This is a genomic window from Staphylococcus sp. GDX7P312P, from assembly GCF_008385775.1.
In the GTDB taxonomy this organism is placed as follows: Bacteria; Bacillota; Bacilli; order Staphylococcales; family Staphylococcaceae; genus Staphylococcus; species Staphylococcus haemolyticus.
This window is the reverse complement of sequence record NZ_VUKI01000033.1, coordinates 1-18,280: the sequence shown is the minus strand read 5'-3', so window position 1 is coordinate 18,280 and position 18,280 is coordinate 1. Positions and strand designations below refer to the sequence as shown.

The window sequence follows — 18,280 nt, the reverse complement described above, 5'->3', positions numbered from 1 at the left end:
GGTTTATGTCCCAGACTCTTTCTTATTTATAAAACAATTTGAATAATTGCAATAATAATTAAAATACTGATGATCCACTTTTGTACAAAACTAGGGACCTTTTTACCTAATTTCAAACCTAACGGAGCGAAAATAATACTCCCTATTATTAAAAATAACGCATCTTCTAAAGGAATGTAACCTTGTATAAGTTTAATGATAAAGGCGCCAATTGAAGATATAAAAGCAATTACTATACTATTAGCAACTACCGTATTCATTGGTAATTTGAATAAAACTAGCAATATAGGAATAATAATAAAAGCGCCGCCTGCTCCAACTATACCTGAAATGATACCAACGAAAAGACCAACCATAACTAATAATGGTTTGTTAAAGGAAGACTGATTTAAATTCGGTTTTACGTTAATAAACATTAAAATTAATGCGAGTAAAGCAATGATAATATATATCGTATTTACAAATGCAGCATTAAATAAATTTGCTAGGAGTGCGCCTAACATGCTCCCTGTAATCATACCTCCACTCATATAAATAACTAATGGTGGGGAGAATTCTGTTTTTTTTCGCGCTTTTAATGACCCACTTAAAGTACTGAAAAAGACTTGACTGGAAGTAAGTCCTGATGCGATGTATGCACTGTATGCAGGAACGCCAAATAGTGGTGGTAATAATAAAATGGCCGGATAAATAATGATAGCACCACCTATACCTACTAGGCCCGAAATAAAGCCCCCGAACACCCCAATAAGTAACATCATAATAACAGTTGAAATATCCATTATTTACTTTTTACCAATAAGTTGACGGCTTCATTAATCAATTCTTCAGAATTTTCACCATTATCCTCTGCTGCTTTTACACATTCTATTAAATTTTCACTAATGATAATTCCCATCAAACGTTGGATTGAACTTTTTGATGCACTGATTTGAGTAATGACATCTTTACAATCTTTTTCTTCTTCCATCATTTTAATAACGCCATTGAGTTGTCCTTGTATTCTATTAATACGATTAATCATTTTTTTATCATAATGCATAGTTATTTCCTCCACTTTTAATTGAATAAAGTCATAATAATAGATAGAGCCAAAAATGTCAAATACCCCATTGGGTATTTGACATGCTATAAACAATCAGTTAATATACCCCTATAGGTATTTATTAGGAGGATATTATGAAACAATATAACGAAAAGCATATCAACAAATTTAGTAAACAAGAATTAGAGAAATTAGGTGCACAAGGTCAACTGATTGACGTAAGAACAGAAGAAGAATATGAGCTAGCACACATAAATGGTGCGACATTACATCCTATAGATAAGATTGAATCGTTCAATAAAGATAAAAACAAAACCTATTATATTCACTGTAAAAGTGGTACCAGAAGTACTAAAGCGAGCGAGTATTTAGCTGAACAAGGCTACGATATTGTTAATTTAGACGGTGGCTATAAAGCATATGAAGAAAAAAACGAAGATAATAATACATTAGAAGAAAATACAAATGTAGAAATTAAAGCAGAGCGTAAACAACTTAACTATAGTGGTCTTCAATGTCCAGGGCCAATTGTAAATATCAGTAAAGAAATAAAAAATATTGAAGTAGGCGAGCAAATTGAAGTTACAGTGACTGACCCTGGTTTCCTTAGCGACATTAAAAGCTGGGTGAAACAAACAGGACATACGTTAGTTGAATTGGATGAAAGTAATAATGGAATTAATGCTATCATTCAAAAAGAAAAACCAAAAGACTTACAAGTGAATCATACTGCTAAAGGTACGACAATTGTACTATTTAGTGGAGAGTTAGATAAAGCAGTGGCAGCAATGATTATTGCAAATGGCGCTAGAGCTGCAGGAAGAGATGTAACTATCTTCTTTACTTTTTGGGGACTTAACGCGTTGAAAAAAGAGCAAACAGTTAACGTTAAAAAGAAAGGCATTGCAAAAATGTTTGATTGGATGTTACCGAAAACACCTTTACGCATGCCACTTTCTAAAATGAATATGTTTGGTTTAGGTAATATCATGATGCGCTATGTAATGAAGAAGAAAAATGTTGATTCATTACCATCGCTTATCAATCAAGCTATCGAACAAGATATCAAATTAATCGCTTGCACGATGAGCATGGATGTTATGGGAATTCAGAAAGAAGAGCTCAGAGACGAAGTTGAGTACGGTGGAGTAGGTACTTATATTGGTGATACAGAAAATGCGAGTCATAATTTATTCATCTAATTAAATCTATTAAAAAGGAGTTTTATCATGTTTTTTAAACAATTTTACGATAATCATTTATCTCAAGCATCTTATTTAGTTGGCTGTCAACGCACAGGAGAGGCAATAGTAATTGATCCTGTTCGTGATTTAACAAAATATATAGAAGTTGCAGATAGCGAAGGTTTTAAAATTACACAAGCTGCAGAAACACATATTCACGCTGATTTTGCTTCTGGAATTCGGGATGTGGCAGAACGTTTAAACGCCAATATATATGTATCTGGCGAAGGTGATGATCAATTGAGTTATAAAAATATGCCGGAACATACAAATTTTGTTAAAAATCAAGATATTATTCAAGTAGGTAATATTAAATTAGAAGTCTTGCATACACCAGGTCATACCCCAGAGAGTATTAGTTTCTTACTCACAGATGAAGGTGGCGGCTCAAGTGTTCCAATGGGTTTATTTAGTGGTGACTTTATTTTTGTTGGTGATATCGGTAGACCTGATTTACTAGAAAAATCAGTACAAATGGAAGGTACTACAGAGATTGGTGCAAAACAGATGTATCAATCTATAGAAGGTGTTAAAGATTTACCAGATTATATTCAAATATGGCCTGGACACGGTGCTGGCAGCCCATGTGGTAAAGCATTAGGTGCTATACCAATGTCTACGCTAGGTTACGAAAAAATAAATAACTGGGCATTTAATGTGACAGATGAATCTAAATTTGTTGAAACATTAACATCAAATCAACCAGCGCCACCCCATCACTTTGCACAAATGAAAAAAATTAATCAGTTTGGTATGAACATGTATCAACCATACAACGTTTTTCCTAGTTTAGATAATGTAAGAATAGCCTTTGATCTTCGTAGTAAAGAAGCCTTTCATGGCGGTCATACCGAAGGTACAATCAATATTCCTTACAACAAAAACTTCATTAACCAAATCGGTTGGTATTTAGACTATGAAAACAGTATAGATTTAATTGGTGATAAATCTACCGTTGAGCAAGCAACACATACTTTACAATTAATTGGCTTTGATAATGTAGCAGGTTATCGTTTACCAAAATCAGAAATTTTAACCCAATCCATCCATAGCGTTGATATGACTGGTAAAGAAGAATATATACTTGACGTACGTAATGAAGAAGAGTGGAATAATGGGCATTTAGATCAAGCAGTCAATATTCCGCATGGTAAATTATTAAATGAAAATATTCCATTTAATAAAGAGGATAAAATATACGTACATTGTCAGTCAGGTGTTAGAAGTTCAATCGCCGTGGGTATCTTAGAAAACAAAGGATTTGAAAATGTCGTAAATATTAGAGAAGGCTATCAAGATTTCCCAGAATCGTTAAAATAATTTAAGAGTGTACAGAAAATAACCATTTTCTGTACACTCTATTTTTATGTCTATATATATAGCTAGTATACATATTTTAGTGTTCAATAAGCCAACACAAAATCTATGTTCATAAATATGGTTGGAATTAAGTTATGGTACAATGAAAATACATATAGGAGGTTCGTATTTTGAAAATAGGTTATGCAAGAGTTTCAACTGGTTTGCAAAATTTGAATTTGCAGGAAGATCGATTAAATCAATATGGTTGTGAAAAAATATTTAGCGATCACATAAGTGGATCAAAAAGTAAACGTCCTGGTTTAGATAAAGCTATTGAATTTGCGAGATCAGGAGATACGATTGTTGTTTGGAGACTAGATAGACTAGGACGTAACATGGAAGATTTAATCACATTAGTTAATGAACTTAATAATCGAGGCGTGAGTTTTCATAGTTTAGAAGAAAATATAACAATGGATAAATCAAGTTCTACAGGACAATTGTTATTTCATTTATTCGCAGCATTTGCAGAATTTGAACGTAATTTAATTTTAGAACGTTCTTCAGCGGGGCGAATTGCAGCTCGTGCTAGAGGACGCTATGGAGGACGACCCGAAAAATTAAATAAACAAGATTTGACTTTACTTAAAACACTTTATGATAATGGAACCCCAATTAAAACTATTGCAGAGCAATGGAAAGTTTCACGTACAACAATCTATCGTTATCTCAATAAGTTAAATAACCAAGAAAATAAAGATAAATAAAAATATTACTAAGTTTTAAGAAAGCTAAGAATCAGACAGGATACACCCTAATCATACAGATGTAGTTATTGAAATTATAGTAAATAGAACGTATGGTTAGGGTGTATATTAATTGTGAGGTGAAATCAATGATTGTTGGCTATGCGAGAGTATCATCGAACGATCAAAATTTAGAAAGGCAACTTGAAAATTTAAAGACGTTTGGTGCTGAAAAAATTTTCACAGAAAAACAGTCTGGTAAATCTATTGAAAATAGACCGGTACTTCAAGAAGCACTTAACTTTGTGAGAATGGGGGATCGGTTTGTCGTGGAATCAATCGATCGTTTAGGTCGTAATTACGATGAAGTGATTCACACCGTTAATTATTTAAAAGACAAAGAAGTTCAATTGATGATTACTAGCTTACCTATGATGAATGAAGTCATTGGCAATCCATTATTAGATAAATTTATGAAAGATTTGATTATTCAAATATTAGCAATGGTTTCAGAACAAGAACGAAATGAAAGTAAACGTAGACAAGCACAAGGTATTCAAGTTGCGAAAGAAAAAGGTGTGTATAAAGGACGCCCTTTATTATATTCACCCAATGCGAAAGACCCTCAGAAACGCATTATTTATCATCGCGTTATAGAAATGTTAGAAGAAGGTAAAGCAATTAGTAAAATTGCGAAAGAAGTAAATATAACAAGGCAGACGATTTACAGAATTAAAAACGATAATGATTTGATTTAATAAACTTTGTTTCAATGCAACTGAGAGCTTCTCACAGCGTCTCAAAACAGATGATTATAATCTATTATGAGTTTTTAATAACAAGACAAGAAAAGAGAGCGTAAATATGCTCTCTCTTTTTTCCTATATTCTTTTTCTCATTAACGAATGTTTATTACGTGAAACTAAATATACATGTTTTGAATGAATAAGTACAACAATCAAGTAATTACGATATTGTAAAAATCAACTCTGGTTTATTTATAGGAAATGCGAGAATTTCTAAGAAAACTCAAAAATGTTACAATTACATTTGAAAACGATTCCAATGAATCGTTATTTGATATAGCTATTTAATCATTGAATTGAATGACTATATCAAGTAATGAATAGGAGAGATAGAAATGAACGATACAGATCAAAAACATCCTAAAAATACTGAAGAACAAGGTATTACACTACCCTATTTAAAAAAAGCAGTTATTTTTTCTATTACATTTGGCTTCTTCGGAGTAAACATGGCATTTGCACTTCAATCAGCAATGATGGGAAGAATATTTCAAACACTGGGCGCCGACCCGAATAATTTAGGTTGGTTTTTTATTTTGCCGCCATTAGCAGGAATAATTGTACAACCACTTATTGGATACTATTCTGATAGAACTTGGACTAGATTTGGACGTCGGATGCCGTATCTTTTAATTGCTGGTCCAATTGGAGCGATTGTATTAGTTCTATTACCTAATGCAGGTTCGTTTGGATTTGGATATGCATCACTTATGGCTTTGTTATTTGGTGCAATCATGACGTTACTTATGGATTTGACTTCAAATGCGTGCATGCAGCCCTATAAAATGATTATTGGCGATATGGTAAACGAAAAACAAAGAGATATGGCCTGGTCATGGCAACAAATCTTCTCAAATTTAGGTGGTATTATTGCTACACTATTACCATTTTTACTAACAATTATGGGAATGAGTAATGTAGCACCTAAAGGGGAAGTACCGATGACAGTAAAAATAGCTTATTATATTGCAGCAGCGGTATTACTCATTGCTTCTATTTGGACTGTTCTTTCCGTTAAAGAATATGAACCTAAAGCATATAACTATTATCACGGAATTTCAGATGATAATAGGAATGAGAAATTAAATTTATGGCAACTGTTAAAAACTGCGCCTAAACAATTTTGGCAAATTAGTGTAGTTCAATTTTTTAATTGGTTTGCATTAATGTATCTCTGGACATATTCAACAGGTGCAATAGCAAAAAATGTATGGAATGCGACAGACCCTTCTTCAGCAGGATATCAAGCAGCAGGGAACTGGTATGGTGTTTTATACTGTATACAATTTTTAAGTTCAGTTATTTTTGGTTTTGTCATTGCAAAATCTAAACCTTCTCAAAGAAAATTCTGGTATAGTTTTGGATTAATTTTTGGTGGGTTAGGTCTTATTTCAATGTTCTTTATTCATAACCAATGGTTACTCATTATTTCATTTATATTCATTGGTATTAATAACTTAACGATGAACACCCAACCATTTACACTATTAACCGAAGCAATTGATGGAGAAAATTCAGGAGCTTATCTAGGCTTATTTAATACAAGTATTTGTCTACCACAAATTGTCGCTTCTGTAGTAAGCTTTGCACTTTTCCCACTATTAGGAAGTTCAATGCCTGCGATGTTATTATTTGCAGGAATCATGATGCTTCTGGGTGCAATCTCAGTTAAATTTATTAACGCAAAATTTGATTGAAATACTAAAAAATAAGGCCTTTCGGGGGTAGCGTCAGGAAAATGCGGATTTACAACGTTAAGGATATCCAAATATAAAAAGCCCAAATTCTTAGCAAAATAGAATTTGAGCTTTTTAGCACATTCATTATATATTTTTCATAAGCTCGTCTATAGCATTTGGATATAATGGTTTACTTAATTCAAGAATAGCCTTTGCATAGTCTTGGATTTCCTTTTGAGCATCATGTTCTAATCTTTGATTTAAAAAATGACAAACTGACTGTAAGGATGCCGTCCAGTACCAACGTACATACATTCCATAAGCAGGAAGGAATAGTCTCGCTTGTTCTGGACATATTCCATCTTCTAGAGCTGATTCATATTTGGCTATTCCTTCGTCAACATATGCCATAAGATCCCTGGTGTATTTATCACCAATTTCCAACGTAACTATTTCACCACTACCTTGCTTAGAATTTTTGGGTTTACTTCTCCATTCTTTACTTGAGGGAATATAAAATGTAGGCTCTTCTGTAATATATCTTCGACTTGATTCATTCCAGGCATCAAAACTATCTCCTGTACCCTCTTGATGAGAGGAACCAATGACATACTTCCACCATTGTCTGGCCACCATTAGTGGTGCATACACTTCATATTGTGCGATTACATGTCTAAATGGAGAAGTATGGCCTTCTCTAGCAAGAAATTTAATTAACTTAACATCTTTATCGTTCAGTTCTTTCGATTCTTTTGCATAAGAAACTCTTGCAGAGTTTACTACAGTTAAATCTGAACCCATATGATTTACAAGGCGAACATAGCCCTTATCTAATACGTTTATAATATTCATTTGATTTGCTCTCCTTTATTTTTTCTTTCGTATGTAAAATATGTATAGGGTATAAACCCTTCTACTTTTTGTTGATAGGTGATTTCAAACTCATCTTTATTAAACATTGGAAAAAAGATATTACCTTCATATTCCTTTTCGATAATAGTTAAATATATTCTATCGGCAAATGGTAACGATTCCTTATATATTTCTCCACCACCTGCAATAAAAATTTCATCTTCTTGTTGTAGTAAATTAAAAGCCCTCTCTAACGATTCTACAGTCAGGCAATTATTATAATTAATATCTTTAGATTTTGAGATAATAATTGTCTTTCTGTTCGGCAGTGGCTGACCAATAGATTCAAATGTCTTTCTACCCATAATTACTGATTTACCCATAGTTAAATCCTTAAATCGAACCTGTTCACCAGGAATCTTCCATGGTATATCCTTATCTTTGCCGATTACGTAATTACTTGAAATTGCAGCAATTAATGAAATGATCATTTTCTTAACTCCCTTTGAAAGAAACTAATTTATTTTATAATGCGGATAAATCAAAAAAACTTTAAAATAGCTCTTCTTCATTAATTGTCTATTTCTAATACCTTCCTATATAGCGATGCTCTTGACACATTTGTAATTTCACAAATTTGATTTACAGTCATTTTTCCTTCTCTATATAGCTTTACTGCATAATTCATTCCTGCATGATTTTTATGATATTTCTTTAACCTACCTTTAAATTTCCCTTCTTTCTTAGCCAAATCAATCCCTTCACGCTGTCGCATACGTATAAGATCTCGTTCTAACTGATTTACCCCAGCCATAACTGTAATTAAGAATTGGCTGTATGGATTATCTTCTGATAAATCTAGCCATGTATCCTTGATTGATTTTAAACTTGCTTTTTTACTTCGTATTATATCAATCAATTCAAATAAATCCTGCGTACTTCGAGTAATCCGAGTTAAGTCTGTAACATAAATAATGTCACCTTTCTGTAAATCCTCTAACATTTTTTGAAGTTGCTCACGATCCTTTGTTGATCCGGAAACTTTTTCTTCAAAAATAATATCCATTCCGATTTCGTTCAATTGCTGAAATTGCCTTGAAGGATTTTGGCTAGCCGAACTGACACGTATATAACCAATTTTCCGCAAAATATCACCTCGTTTTTGAGACAAGTCTTATGAGACACCCATAACACTGATTCTATCAGCCTTCTACTATTGTATCAATAGAGTACACTCTATTGAACAGAAATTAGTCTTTGATATAATAAGGTTTGTAAGTGTTCAATAGAGTTGTTCAATAACAAAATCTAAAATTTGAGATCTCAGAGGATGATTCTAAGGCAATTTCAGATGAATGTAATGGGTAGTTTATCGATTAAAAGAAAATATGGACTTCTAAATTTGATTACTATGGTCGATTCATACTGAAAAATCATTTAAAAAGACATAGAGAAGGAGTTCGTTCTAAAACCATGAGTAAAATAGGTTATGCACGAGTGAGTAGCAAAGGTCAAAAGTTAGACAGACAACTTAAAGCGTTAAAATTAGCAGGCGTTATTAAGCTATTTTCAGATAAAATCAGTGGCCAGTCTATCGAACGTCATGGTTTAGAAGCCATGCTAAACTATATACGTGAAGGCGACATTGTTGTTGTCACAGAGTTAGATCGATTAGGCCGGAATAATCAAGAACTAACCGATATGATGAATATGATTCAACAAAAAGGAGCAACGCTGGAAGTCTTAAATCTACCCTCTATGAATGGGATAGAGGACGAAAATTTAAGACGCTTGATCAATAACCTAGTGATTGAACTTTATAAATACCAAGCGGAAGCAGAGCGAAAAAAGATTAAAGAGCGACAGGTACAAGGCATAAAGATTGCTAAAGAAAATGGAAGGTATAAAGGAAGAAAACGCAAATATAGCTTGAATGATGATCGATTACAGCATGCTTTTGAGTTATATAGAGAGGGTTTGAGCGATAAGGCTATCGAAGGGAAAACGGGTATTAATCGTACCACTTTTAAGAGATACCGAGAACGGTATAATGAATATAGAGAAATCGATACACAAGCACAATAAAAGCAAGAGGATTTGCCCCTCTTGCTTTTATTGTGCCATGAATTCTATCGGTCTTAAAAGCTGATTGACTTCTATCAATTGTCTTAGTAGGTCTATTACGGTTGACTGGTCTAAATCGTACCAGCTTCCAAAAGCTACAATATCGCCTGATACTTCTTTATTAATAAAATCGACAATCAAACTTAATTCTCTTGTTGCTAATGGTGAGCGTGCTTCAATTTCATATAAATCAAAGTCATAGGGTTTGTTATTGTCTATTCCTTTCATTTTCGTTGACTTCGCTCTAATTACTTTCAGCAGATTTCCGTCTATATTTACTGTTTGAATGTTCACATTAAAACTCCCTTTCTTTTTTTAATTATATGCTGACCGTTTTTCTAGTAGTTCAATCATTTTTTTATCATTTTCTAAATCGCTCAAGGTGTACCATTCAGGGCGTTCATTAGTTTCAAACAAACTTAGCAAGTACGATAATTTTTCAAAACCTTCTTTAGCCTTCTCTAAACTTTTGCATTGAACGATATAGTATTTTACGTCTTGTCTTACTCGGTCTGTTAGCATGTAATGAAATTTTGAATTGTTTGAAACTAAATCTTGAAGCTTCTTCTTTTCTTTTTTTGACAACATTTTATTTTCGGTTCTGTTGCAAAGTTTTAAATCTACTATCAAATAAGGTAGAATAATAGAAAAAGATAGCAGGAGGAATGACGATGAATCATTTTAAAGGAAAGCAATTTCAGCAGGATGTGATTATTGTAGCCGTGGGCTACTATCTTCGTTATAACCTTAGCTATCGTGAAGTTCAAGAAATCTTATATGATCGTGGCATTAACGTTTCTCATACGACGATTTATCGTTGGGTGCAAGAATATGGCAAACTACTCTATCAAATTTGGAAAAAGAAAAATAAAAAATCCTTTTATTCATGGAAAATGGATGAAACGTACATCAAAATTAAAGGAAAATGGCATTATTTGTATCGAGCCATCGATGCAGATGGTTTAACCTTGGATATTTGGTTACGTAAAAAACGGGACACACAAGCAGCCTATGCTTTTCTTAAGCGGTTAGTGAAGCAGTTTGATGAACCGAAGGTTGTAGTCACAGATAAAGCCCCCTCTATTACAAGTGCCTTTAAGAAACTAAAAGAATACGGCTTTTATCAAGGGACAGAACATCGTACCATTAAATACCTGAATAATTTGATTGAACAAGACCATCGTCCAGTAAAGAGACGCAATAAATTCTATCGAAGTTTACGCACTGCCTCTACAACGATTAAAGGCATGGAAGCCATCCGAGGATTATATAAGAAAACCCGAAAAGAAGGCACTCTCTTCGGGTTTTCGGTCTGTACTGAAATCAAGGTATTATTGGGAATCCCAGCTTAAATCATAGATACCGTAAGGGATTTTATTCTTTATTTAAAACTTTGCAACAGAACCCTTTTAAGACCTGATGGAAAAACAATGTTTTATTTACACTCAATAGGAATGTTACCTAACTATCAAGACAAAGGTTATGGTTCAAAATTATTATCTTTTATTAAGGAATATTCTAAAGAGATTGGTTGTTCTGAAATGTTTTTAATAACTGATAAAGGTAATCCTAGAGCTTGCCATGTATATGAAAAATTAGGTGGTAAAAATGATTATAAAGATGAAATAGTATATGTATATGATTATGAAAAAGGTGATAAATAAATGAATATAGTTGAAAATGAAATATGTATAAGAACTTTAATAGATGATGATTTTCCTTTGATGTTAAAATGGTTAACTGATGAAAGAGTATTAGAATTTTATGGTGGTAGAGATAAAAAATATACATTAGAATCATTAAAAAAACATTATACAGAGCCTTGGGAAGATGAAGTTTTTAGAGTAATTATTGAATATAACAATGTTCCTATTGGATATGGACAAATATATAAAATGTATGATGAGTTATATACTGATTATCATTATCCAAAAACTGATGAGATAGTCTATGGTATGGATCAATTTATAGGAGAGCCAAATTATTGGAGTAAAGGAATTGGTACAAGATATATTAAATTGATTTTTGAATTTTTGAAAAAAGAAAGAAATGCTAATGCAGTTATTTTAGACCCTCATAAAAATAATCCAAGAGCAATAAGGGCATACCAAAAATCTGGTTTTAGAATTATTGAAGATTTGCCAGAACATGAATTACACGAGGGCAAAAAAGAAGATTGTTATTTAATGGAATATAGATATGATGATAATGCCACAAATGTTAAGGCAATGAAATATTTAATTGAGCATTACTTTGATAATTTCAAAGTAGATAGTATTGAAATAATCGGTAGTGGTTATGATAGTGTGGCATATTTAGTTAATAATGAATACATTTTTAAAACAAAATTTAGTACTAATAAGAAAAAAGGTTATGCAAAAGAAAAAGCAATATATAATTTTTTAAATACAAATTTAGAAACTAATGTAAAAATTCCTAATATTGAATATTCGTATATTAGTGATGAATTATCTATACTAGGTTATAAAGAAATTAAAGGAACTTTTTTAACACCAGAAATTTATTCTACTATGTCAGAAGAAGAACAAAATTTGTTAAAACGAGATATTGCCAGTTTTTTAAGACAAATGCACGGTTTAGATTATACAGATATTAGTGAATGTACTATTGATAATAAACAAAATGTATTAGAAGAGTATATATTGTTGCGTGAAACTATTTATAATGATTTAACTGATATAGAAAAAGATTATATAGAAAGTTTTATGGAAAGACTAAATGCAACAACAGTTTTTGAGGGTAAAAAGTGTTTATGCCATAATGATTTTAGTTGTAATCATCTATTGTTAGATGGCAATAATAGATTAACTGGAATAATTGATTTTGGAGATTCTGGAATTATAGATGAATATTGTGATTTTATATACTTACTTGAAGATAGTGAAGAAGAAATAGGAACAAATTTTGGAGAAGATATATTAAGAATGTATGGAAATATAGATATTGAGAAAGCAAAAGAATATCAAGATATAGTTGAAGAATATTATCCTATTGAAACTATTGTTTATGGAATTAAAAATATTAAACAGGAATTTATCGAAAATGGTAGAAAAGAAATTTATAAAAGGACTTATAGGGGTCCCGAGCGCCTACGAGAAATTTGTATCGATAAGAAATAGATTTAAAAATTTCGCTGTTATTTTGTACATTTAACTTGACGGTGACATCTCTCTATTGTGAGTTATTAGTGGTACAGTTTTCAACCGTTTTAATTATAAAAAAGTGGTGCATTTTTAAATTGGCACAAACAGGTAACGGTTATTGCAGGTGTATTTCTTATCTATGGGTTTAACATGGATTTTATCATTAAAATCATGAGTATTGTCCGAGAGTGATTGGTCTTGCGTATGGTTAACCCTAAAGTTATGGAAATAAGACTTAGAAGCAAACTTAAGAGTGTGTTGATAGTGCATTATCTTAAAATTTTGTATAATAGGAATTGAAGTTAAATTAGATGCTAAAAATTTGTAATTAAGAAGGAGGGATTCGTCATGTTGGTATTCCAAATGCGTAATGTAGATAAAACATCTACTGTTTTGAAACAGACTAAAAACAGTGATTACGCAGATAAATAAATACGTTAGATTAATTCCTACCAGTGACTAATCTTATGACTTTTTAAACAGATAACTAAAATTACAAACAAATCGTTTAACTTCTGTATTTATTTATAGATGTAATCACTTCAGGAGTGATTACATGAACAAAAATATAAAATATTCTCAAAACTTTTTAACGAGTGAAAAAGTACTCAACCAAATAATAAAACAATTGAATTTAAAAGAAACCGATACCGTTTACGAAATTGGAACAGGTAAAGGGCATTTAACGACGAAACTGGCTAAAATAAGTAAACAGGTAACGTCTATTGAATTAGACAGTCATCTATTCAACTTATCGTCAGAAAAATTAAAACTGAATACTCGTGTCACTTTAATTCACCAAGATATTCTACAGTTTCAATTCCCTAACAAACAGAGGTATAAAATTGTTGGGAGTATTCCTTACCATTTAAGCACACAAATTATTAAAAAAGTGGTTTTTGAAAGCCATGCGTCTGACATCTATCTGATTGTTGAAGAAGGATTCTACAAGCGTACCTTGGATATTCACCGAACACTAGGGTTGCTCTTGCACACTCAAGTCTCGATTCAGCAATTGCTTAAGCTGCCAGCGGAATGCTTTCATCCTAAACCAAAAGTAAACAGTGTCTTAATAAAACTTACCCGCCATACCACAGATGTTCCAGATAAATATTGGAAGCTATATACGTACTTTGTTTCAAAATGGGTCAATCGAGAATATCGTCAACTGTTTACTAAAAATCAGTTTCATCAAGCAATGAAACACGCCAAAGTAAACAATTTAAGTACCGTTACTTATGAGCAAGTATTGTCTATTTTTAATAGTTATCTATTATTTAACGGGAGGAAATAATTCTATGAGTCGCTTTTGTAAATTTGGAAAGTTACACGTTACTAAAGGGAATGTAGATAAATTATTAGGTATACTACTGACAGCTTCCAAGGAGCTAAAGAGGTCCCTAGCGCCTACGGGGAATTTGTATCGATAAGGAATAGATTTAAAAATTTCGCTGTTATTTTGTACAATAAGGATAAATTTGAATGGTACCATAAACGACCGTTTATGGTACCATTTCATTTTCCTGCTTTTTCTAAATGTTTTTTAAGTAAATCAAGTACCAAAATCCGTTCCTTTTTCATAGTTCCTATATAGTTATACTTAATGAGTTATGGTACATTTAAATTATAAAATTAAGGAGGTTTTTTTATGATTTTTGGCTATGCTCGAGTGAGTACGGATGATCAAAATCTTAGTTTACAAATTGATGCACTTACTCATTATGGAATTGATAAATTATTTCAAGAAAAAGTAACTGGTGCGAAAAAAGACCGACCGCAATTAGAAGAAATGATCAACCTACTACGTGAAGGAGATTCTGTTGTCATTTACAAGTTAGATCGAATTTCACGATCAACTAAACATTTGATTGAACTTTCTGAATTATTTGAAGAACTTAGTGTCAATTTTATATCTATTCAAGATAACGTAGATACTTCAACGTCTATGGGAAGATTCTTTTTCCGAGTTATGGCTAGTTTAGCAGAACTGGAACGGGATATTATTATTGAACGAACTAACTCTGGTCTTAAGGCAGCCAGAGTCCGAGGAAAAAAAGGGGGCCGTCCAAGTAAAGGTAAGCTATCAATTGATTTAGCTTTAAAAATGTATGACAGCAAAGAGTATTCTATTCGTCAAATTCTTGATGCCTCTAAATTAAGCAAAACAACCTTTTACCGTTACCTCAATAAAAGGAATGCTTAAGATATGGCTATGAAAAGAATTTTAACTACTTCACAGCGTGAACAACTTCTTTCTGTAGACCACTTATCAGAAGAGGATTTTAAAGCGTATTTTAGTTTTTCTGATTATGATCTGGAGGTTATTAATCAACACCGTGGAAAGGTCAATAAACTAGGATTTGCGATACAACTTTGTTTGGCCCGGTATCCTGGGTGTTCTTTAAGTAATTGGCCGATTAAATCAACCAGACTAACTTCTTATGTGAGTCGACAGCTCCATCTTGATGCAATTGATTTAAATTCATATGATCATAGAAATACACGTGCAAATCACTTCAACGAGATCTTAGAAGTATTCAACTATCATCGATTCGGTAGTGCTAATACACAAAAACAGTTAATAGAATATTTAATTGAACTAGCTTTAGAAAATGATGACTCTATCTATCTAATGAAAAAAACAATTGATTTCTTAACTCGAAAAAGAATTATTTTTCCATCTATAGCTACACTTGAAGACATTATAAGCCGCTGTCGAGATAAAGCAGAAAACAACTTATTTTCAATATTGCTCTGTTCATTAACAGATATACAAATTGAAAAACTAGAGAGTTTGTTTCAAATTTATGAAGAGACGAAAATAACTAAACTCGCTTGGCTAAAAGACATTCCAGGTAAGGCAAATCCAGAAAGCTTTATGAGTATTTGTAAAAAAGTGGAAGTGATTGCTTCCATGGGACTCGGGACAATTAATGTCTCCCATATTAATCGGAACAGGTTTCTTCAGCTAGCTAGACTAGGGGAAAATTATGATGCATATGACTTCTCCCGTTTTGAGCTTGAAAAAAGATACTCTTTACTTATTGCTTTTTTAGTCAATCATCATCAATATCTGATCGATCAACTGATTGAGATTAATGACCGCATTTTAGCAAGTATTAAACGCAAAGGGACACGTGATTCACAAGAACAGTTAAAAGAAAAAGGAAAATTGGCTACTAAAAAATTGGAACATTATGCTTCTTTAATTGATGCTCTTCACTTTGCAAAAGATAATGATAGTAATCCTTTTGACGAAATTGAACGAATCATGCCTTGGGAAGATTTAGTACAAGATGGAGAAGAAGCTAAAAAAATTACAGGTAATAAAAATCATGGCTATTTAGAAATGGTTCGAAATAAAGCTAATTACCTCCGAAGATACACGCCAATGTTATTGAGGACCCTTTCGTTCAAAGCAACTCCGGCAGCAAATCCAGTCCTCATGGCCCTAACTCAACTAACTGATTTACACAATAGTGGTAAAAGAAAAATACCGGCAGATACTTCTACTGATTTTGTGAGTAAAAAATGGAAAAGCCTTGTTCGGCCAGAAGAGGGGAAAATAGATCGGTCTTACTATGAGTTAGTAGCTTTCACCGAGCTAAAGAACAATATTCGATCAGGAGATATTTCAGTTGAAGGAAGTATGATCCATCGAAATATTGATGATTACTTAGTTGATTTATCTGCTTGTATTGATTCAGAAACTATTCCAGACACGTTTGAGGACTATTTAAAGGATCGGGAAATAATTTTAGATTTACAGCTTCAATTTTATTCGACAGTTGATAAGAGAATTTCAAGAGCAAACCTTAAAAAGTTGGAAAAAGTTACACCTAGCGAAGCAGAAATATATAGAAAAAAACTTTATTCAATAATTCCTAAGATAAGGCTTAGTGATCTTTTAATTGAGGTGGACAGTTGGACCAACTTTTCACAAGAATTTAGTCATGATTCTACAGGGAAACCGCCGAGTGAACAAGAAAGAAAAATTATTTTTGCTGCTTTGCTGGGTTTAGGGATGAATATTGGTCTTGAAAAAATGGCCCAATCAACTCCTGGAATTTCTTATTCTCAGTTAGCCAATGCCAAACAATGGCGCTTTTATAAAGAAGCTCTGACTCGTGCTCAATCTGTTTTGGTTAATTATCAGTTAAAGCTTCCTGTTGCAGACTTTTGGGGTGAAGGAAAAACCACTGCTTCAGACGGAATGCGCGTCCCAGTGGGCGTCTCAGCTCTAAAATCCGATGTTAATCCACATTACAAAAGTATGGAAAAAGGAGCTACAATGATTCGATCAATAAATGATAGGCATACGACTCATCATATCGAGGTTGCTTCAACTAATACAAGGGAAGCTACTCATACCCTTGATGGCCTACTTTATCATGAAACAGATCTAGATATTGAGGAACATTTTACTGATACAAATGGGTATTCTGATCAGGTGTTTGGAATGACCGCATTACTAGGCTTTGATTTTGAACCTCGCATCAGAAATATAAAAAAATCACAATTATTTTCTATCAAATCACCTTCCTACTACCCTAACTTATCAGAAGATATAAGCGGAAAAATCAATGTAAAAATTATTGAAGAAAACTATGATGAAATTAAACGAATCGCCTATTCGATTCAAACAGGAAAAGTATCTAGTTCTTTACTATTAGGAAAGCTAGGCTCATACGCACGTAAGAATAGAGTAGCTCTTGCACTGAGAGAACTAGGTCGCATTGAAAAGAGCATTTTTATGATAGATTATATTACAGATAGTGAGCTACGGCGAAGGATCACTCATGGACTAAATAAGACAGAAGCGATTAATGCTTTAGCTAGAGAACTATTTTTTGGGCGACGCGGAAAATTTATGGAGCGCGATATTCGCCGACAACTTCAAAGTGCTAGTGCGCTTAATGTGTTAATAAATGCAATAAGTATATGGAACGCCGTCTACTTACAAGCAGCTTATAATTATCTCGTCAAAATAGATCCCGAAGTAACTAAGTATATGAAGCATGTATCTCCTATTAATTGGGAGCATATCACTTTTCTTGGAGAGTATAAATTTGACTTGTTATCTATTCCTAAACACTTAAGAGAATTGAATATAAAAAATAAATAGGCCTTGAAACATTGGTTTAGTGGGAATTTGTACCCCTTATCGATACAAATTCCCACTAAGCGCTCGGGACCCCCGTTTGTTTTACTCCGTGTATTACCGTTATTTTTCTTTCTGTTTTTGGGTATCTATTATCTTTTACGTTCACTTATAAATGATGATTCAACAGTGATAACAAAATAAAATAAGGGAGTAA

At 32.6% G+C, this 18,280-nt stretch carries 20 protein-coding genes and 1 pseudogene; 14 read left to right on the top strand and 7 right to left on the bottom strand.

Annotated elements, in window-relative coordinates; translation table 11 throughout:
• Positions 1 to 26 precede the first annotated feature (26 nt).
• Both F1592_RS09905 and cstR read right to left on the bottom strand, forming a co-directional pair.
• Positions 27 to 782 (bottom strand): sulfite exporter TauE/SafE family protein, encoded by a 756-nt coding sequence (locus F1592_RS09905; protein ID WP_031886463.1) that lies wholly within the window; start codon positions 780 to 782, stop codon positions 27 to 29.
• On the bottom strand, positions 782 to 1,042 hold the full coding sequence (gene cstR / locus F1592_RS09900) for a persulfide-sensing transcriptional repressor CstR (RefSeq protein ID WP_019468539.1): 261 nt from the start codon (positions 1,040 to 1,042) through the stop codon (positions 782 to 784). The genes F1592_RS09905 and cstR overlap by 1 nt, the downstream gene beginning before the upstream one ends.
• 137 nt (positions 1,043 to 1,179) lie before the next feature.
• Here cstR and cstA point away from each other — a divergent pair, with 137 nt between their 5' ends.
• The 5 genes from cstA to F1592_RS09875 all read left to right on the top strand — a co-directional run bounded on the left by cstA (position 1,180) and on the right by F1592_RS09875 (position 6,840).
• Positions 1,180 to 2,247: a persulfide response sulfurtransferase CstA gene (gene cstA / locus F1592_RS09895; protein WP_031886462.1), complete on the top strand. Its 1,068-nt coding sequence runs from the start codon at positions 1,180 to 1,182 to the stop codon at positions 2,245 to 2,247.
• 27 nt (positions 2,248 to 2,274) lie between these two features.
• Positions 2,275 to 3,609, top strand: coding sequence for a persulfide dioxygenase-sulfurtransferase CstB (gene cstB / locus F1592_RS09890; RefSeq protein WP_031886461.1), 1,335 nt, complete (start codon positions 2,275 to 2,277; stop codon positions 3,607 to 3,609).
• A gap of 170 nt (positions 3,610 to 3,779) precedes the next feature.
• On the top strand, positions 3,780 to 4,358 hold the full coding sequence (locus F1592_RS09885; protein ID WP_031886460.1) for a recombinase family protein: 579 nt from the start codon (positions 3,780 to 3,782) through the stop codon (positions 4,356 to 4,358).
• Positions 4,359 to 4,486: 128 nt separating this feature from the next.
• On the top strand, positions 4,487 to 5,095 hold the full coding sequence (locus tag F1592_RS09880) for a recombinase family protein (RefSeq protein WP_031886459.1): 609 nt from the start codon (positions 4,487 to 4,489) through the stop codon (positions 5,093 to 5,095).
• A 383-nt stretch (positions 5,096 to 5,478) separates the two neighbouring features.
• Complete coding sequence (locus F1592_RS09875; protein WP_031886458.1) at positions 5,479 to 6,840, top strand: SLC45 family MFS transporter; 1,362 nt, start codon at positions 5,479 to 5,481, stop codon at positions 6,838 to 6,840.
• 126 nt (positions 6,841 to 6,966) lie between these two features.
• Here the strand turns inward: F1592_RS09875 and thyX are convergent, their stop codons facing one another.
• The 3 genes from thyX to F1592_RS09860 all read right to left on the bottom strand — a co-directional run bounded on the left by thyX (position 6,967) and on the right by F1592_RS09860 (position 8,821).
• Complete coding sequence (gene thyX, locus F1592_RS09870; RefSeq protein WP_012655891.1) at positions 6,967 to 7,674, bottom strand: FAD-dependent thymidylate synthase; 708 nt, start codon at positions 7,672 to 7,674, stop codon at positions 6,967 to 6,969.
• Positions 7,671 to 8,165 (bottom strand): trimethoprim-resistant dihydrofolate reductase DfrE, encoded by a 495-nt coding sequence (gene dfrE, locus F1592_RS09865; protein ID WP_012655890.1) that lies wholly within the window; start codon positions 8,163 to 8,165, stop codon positions 7,671 to 7,673. The genes thyX and dfrE overlap by 4 nt, the downstream gene beginning before the upstream one ends.
• 80 nt (positions 8,166 to 8,245) lie before the next feature.
• Positions 8,246 to 8,821, bottom strand: coding sequence for a recombinase family protein (locus F1592_RS09860; RefSeq protein WP_012655889.1), 576 nt, complete (start codon positions 8,819 to 8,821; stop codon positions 8,246 to 8,248).
• A 326-nt stretch (positions 8,822 to 9,147) separates the two neighbouring features.
• On the opposite strand from F1592_RS09860, the gene F1592_RS09855 reads away from it, so the two are divergent.
• Complete coding sequence (locus tag F1592_RS09855) at positions 9,148 to 9,759, top strand: recombinase family protein (RefSeq protein WP_012655888.1); 612 nt, start codon at positions 9,148 to 9,150, stop codon at positions 9,757 to 9,759.
• Between the two features lie 27 nt (positions 9,760 to 9,786).
• On the opposite strand, the gene F1592_RS09850 is transcribed toward F1592_RS09855, so the two are convergent.
• The gene (locus tag F1592_RS09850) at positions 9,787 to 10,026 is read right to left on the bottom strand and encodes a hypothetical protein (protein ID WP_223197236.1); all 240 of its coding nucleotides are present in this window, start codon (positions 10,024 to 10,026) and stop codon (positions 9,787 to 9,789) included.
• Positions 10,027 to 10,113: 87 nt separating this feature from the next.
• On the bottom strand, positions 10,114 to 10,386 hold the full coding sequence (locus F1592_RS09845) for an LPD11 domain-containing protein (RefSeq protein ID WP_025906309.1): 273 nt from the start codon (positions 10,384 to 10,386) through the stop codon (positions 10,114 to 10,116).
• Positions 10,387 to 10,469: 83 nt separating this feature from the next.
• Here F1592_RS09845 and F1592_RS09840 point away from each other — a divergent pair, with 83 nt between their 5' ends.
• The 8 genes and pseudogenes from F1592_RS09840 (at position 10,470) to F1592_RS09800 (ending at position 18,087) form a co-directional block, all read left to right on the top strand.
• A complete protein-coding gene (locus F1592_RS09840) occupies positions 10,470 to 11,150 on the top strand; it encodes an IS6-like element IS1216 family transposase (RefSeq protein WP_001015311.1) in 681 nt (226 codons plus the stop codon).
• A gap of 78 nt (positions 11,151 to 11,228) precedes the next feature.
• A complete protein-coding gene (locus F1592_RS09835) occupies positions 11,229 to 11,462 on the top strand; it encodes a GNAT family N-acetyltransferase (RefSeq protein ID WP_025904407.1) in 234 nt (77 codons plus the stop codon).
• Positions 11,463 to 12,938 carry a bifunctional aminoglycoside N-acetyltransferase AAC(6')-Ie/aminoglycoside O-phosphotransferase APH(2'')-Ia gene (locus F1592_RS09830; protein WP_012655884.1) on the top strand — a complete coding sequence of 492 codons (1,476 nt, stop codon included), beginning with the start codon at positions 11,463 to 11,465 and terminating at the stop codon, positions 12,936 to 12,938.
• Between the two features lie 240 nt (positions 12,939 to 13,178).
• A pseudogene (locus tag F1592_RS13980) lies at positions 13,179 to 13,262 on the top strand (MLS leader peptide); the annotation flags it as partial.
• Positions 13,263 to 13,310: 48 nt separating this feature from the next.
• Positions 13,311 to 13,394 carry a 23S rRNA methyltransferase attenuation leader peptide gene (locus F1592_RS09820; protein WP_001814874.1) on the top strand — a complete coding sequence of 28 codons (84 nt, stop codon included), beginning with the start codon at positions 13,311 to 13,313 and terminating at the stop codon, positions 13,392 to 13,394.
• Positions 13,395 to 13,518: 124 nt separating this feature from the next.
• On the top strand, positions 13,519 to 14,256 hold the full coding sequence (erm(B), locus tag F1592_RS09815; protein ID WP_002292226.1) for a 23S rRNA (adenine(2058)-N(6))-methyltransferase Erm(B): 738 nt from the start codon (positions 13,519 to 13,521) through the stop codon (positions 14,254 to 14,256).
• 354 nt (positions 14,257 to 14,610) lie between these two features.
• Positions 14,611 to 15,165, top strand: a complete 555-nt coding sequence (locus tag F1592_RS09805) for a recombinase family protein (RefSeq protein WP_000576156.1) — start codon at positions 14,611 to 14,613, stop codon at positions 15,163 to 15,165.
• A 3-nt stretch (positions 15,166 to 15,168) separates the two neighbouring features.
• Positions 15,169 to 18,087 (top strand): Tn3 family transposase, encoded by a 2,919-nt coding sequence (locus tag F1592_RS09800; RefSeq protein WP_001240982.1) that lies wholly within the window; start codon positions 15,169 to 15,171, stop codon positions 18,085 to 18,087.
• Positions 18,088 to 18,280: the final 193 nt, after the last annotated feature.

What these genes read in the sequence shown, in the direction of transcription:
- thyX (WP_012655891.1), bottom strand. Translation starts at nt 7,674, where the DNA reads ATGAATATTATAAACGTATTAGATAAGGGCTATGTTCGCCTTGTAAAT.
- cstB (WP_031886461.1), top strand. Translation starts at nt 2,275, where the DNA reads ATGTTTTTTAAACAATTTTACGATAATCATTTATCTCAAGCATCTTAT.
- F1592_RS09840 (WP_001015311.1), top strand. Translation starts at nt 10,470, where the DNA reads ATGAATCATTTTAAAGGAAAGCAATTTCAGCAGGATGTGATTATTGTA.
- F1592_RS09820 (WP_001814874.1), top strand. Translation starts at nt 13,311, where the DNA reads ATGTTGGTATTCCAAATGCGTAATGTAGATAAAACATCTACTGTTTTG.
- F1592_RS09805 (WP_000576156.1), top strand. Translation starts at nt 14,611, where the DNA reads ATGATTTTTGGCTATGCTCGAGTGAGTACGGATGATCAAAATCTTAGT.
- F1592_RS09835 (WP_025904407.1), top strand. Translation starts at nt 11,229, where the DNA reads ATGTTTTATTTACACTCAATAGGAATGTTACCTAACTATCAAGACAAA.
- F1592_RS09875 (WP_031886458.1), top strand. Translation starts at nt 5,479, where the DNA reads ATGAACGATACAGATCAAAAACATCCTAAAAATACTGAAGAACAAGGT.
- cstR (WP_019468539.1), bottom strand. Translation starts at nt 1,042, where the DNA reads ATGCATTATGATAAAAAAATGATTAATCGTATTAATAGAATACAAGGA.
- dfrE (WP_012655890.1), bottom strand. Translation starts at nt 8,165, where the DNA reads ATGATCATTTCATTAATTGCTGCAATTTCAAGTAATTACGTAATCGGC.
- F1592_RS09905 (WP_031886463.1), bottom strand. Translation starts at nt 782, where the DNA reads ATGGATATTTCAACTGTTATTATGATGTTACTTATTGGGGTGTTCGGG.
- F1592_RS09850 (WP_223197236.1), bottom strand. Translation starts at nt 10,026, where the DNA reads ATGAAAGGAATAGACAATAACAAACCCTATGACTTTGATTTATATGAA.
- F1592_RS09855 (WP_012655888.1), top strand. Translation starts at nt 9,148, where the DNA reads ATGAGTAAAATAGGTTATGCACGAGTGAGTAGCAAAGGTCAAAAGTTA.
- cstA (WP_031886462.1), top strand. Translation starts at nt 1,180, where the DNA reads ATGAAACAATATAACGAAAAGCATATCAACAAATTTAGTAAACAAGAA.
- F1592_RS09880 (WP_031886459.1), top strand. Translation starts at nt 4,487, where the DNA reads ATGATTGTTGGCTATGCGAGAGTATCATCGAACGATCAAAATTTAGAA.
- F1592_RS09845 (WP_025906309.1), bottom strand. Translation starts at nt 10,386, where the DNA reads ATGTTGTCAAAAAAAGAAAAGAAGAAGCTTCAAGATTTAGTTTCAAAC.
- F1592_RS09830 (WP_012655884.1), top strand. Translation starts at nt 11,463, where the DNA reads ATGAATATAGTTGAAAATGAAATATGTATAAGAACTTTAATAGATGAT.
- F1592_RS09800 (WP_001240982.1), top strand. Translation starts at nt 15,169, where the DNA reads ATGGCTATGAAAAGAATTTTAACTACTTCACAGCGTGAACAACTTCTT.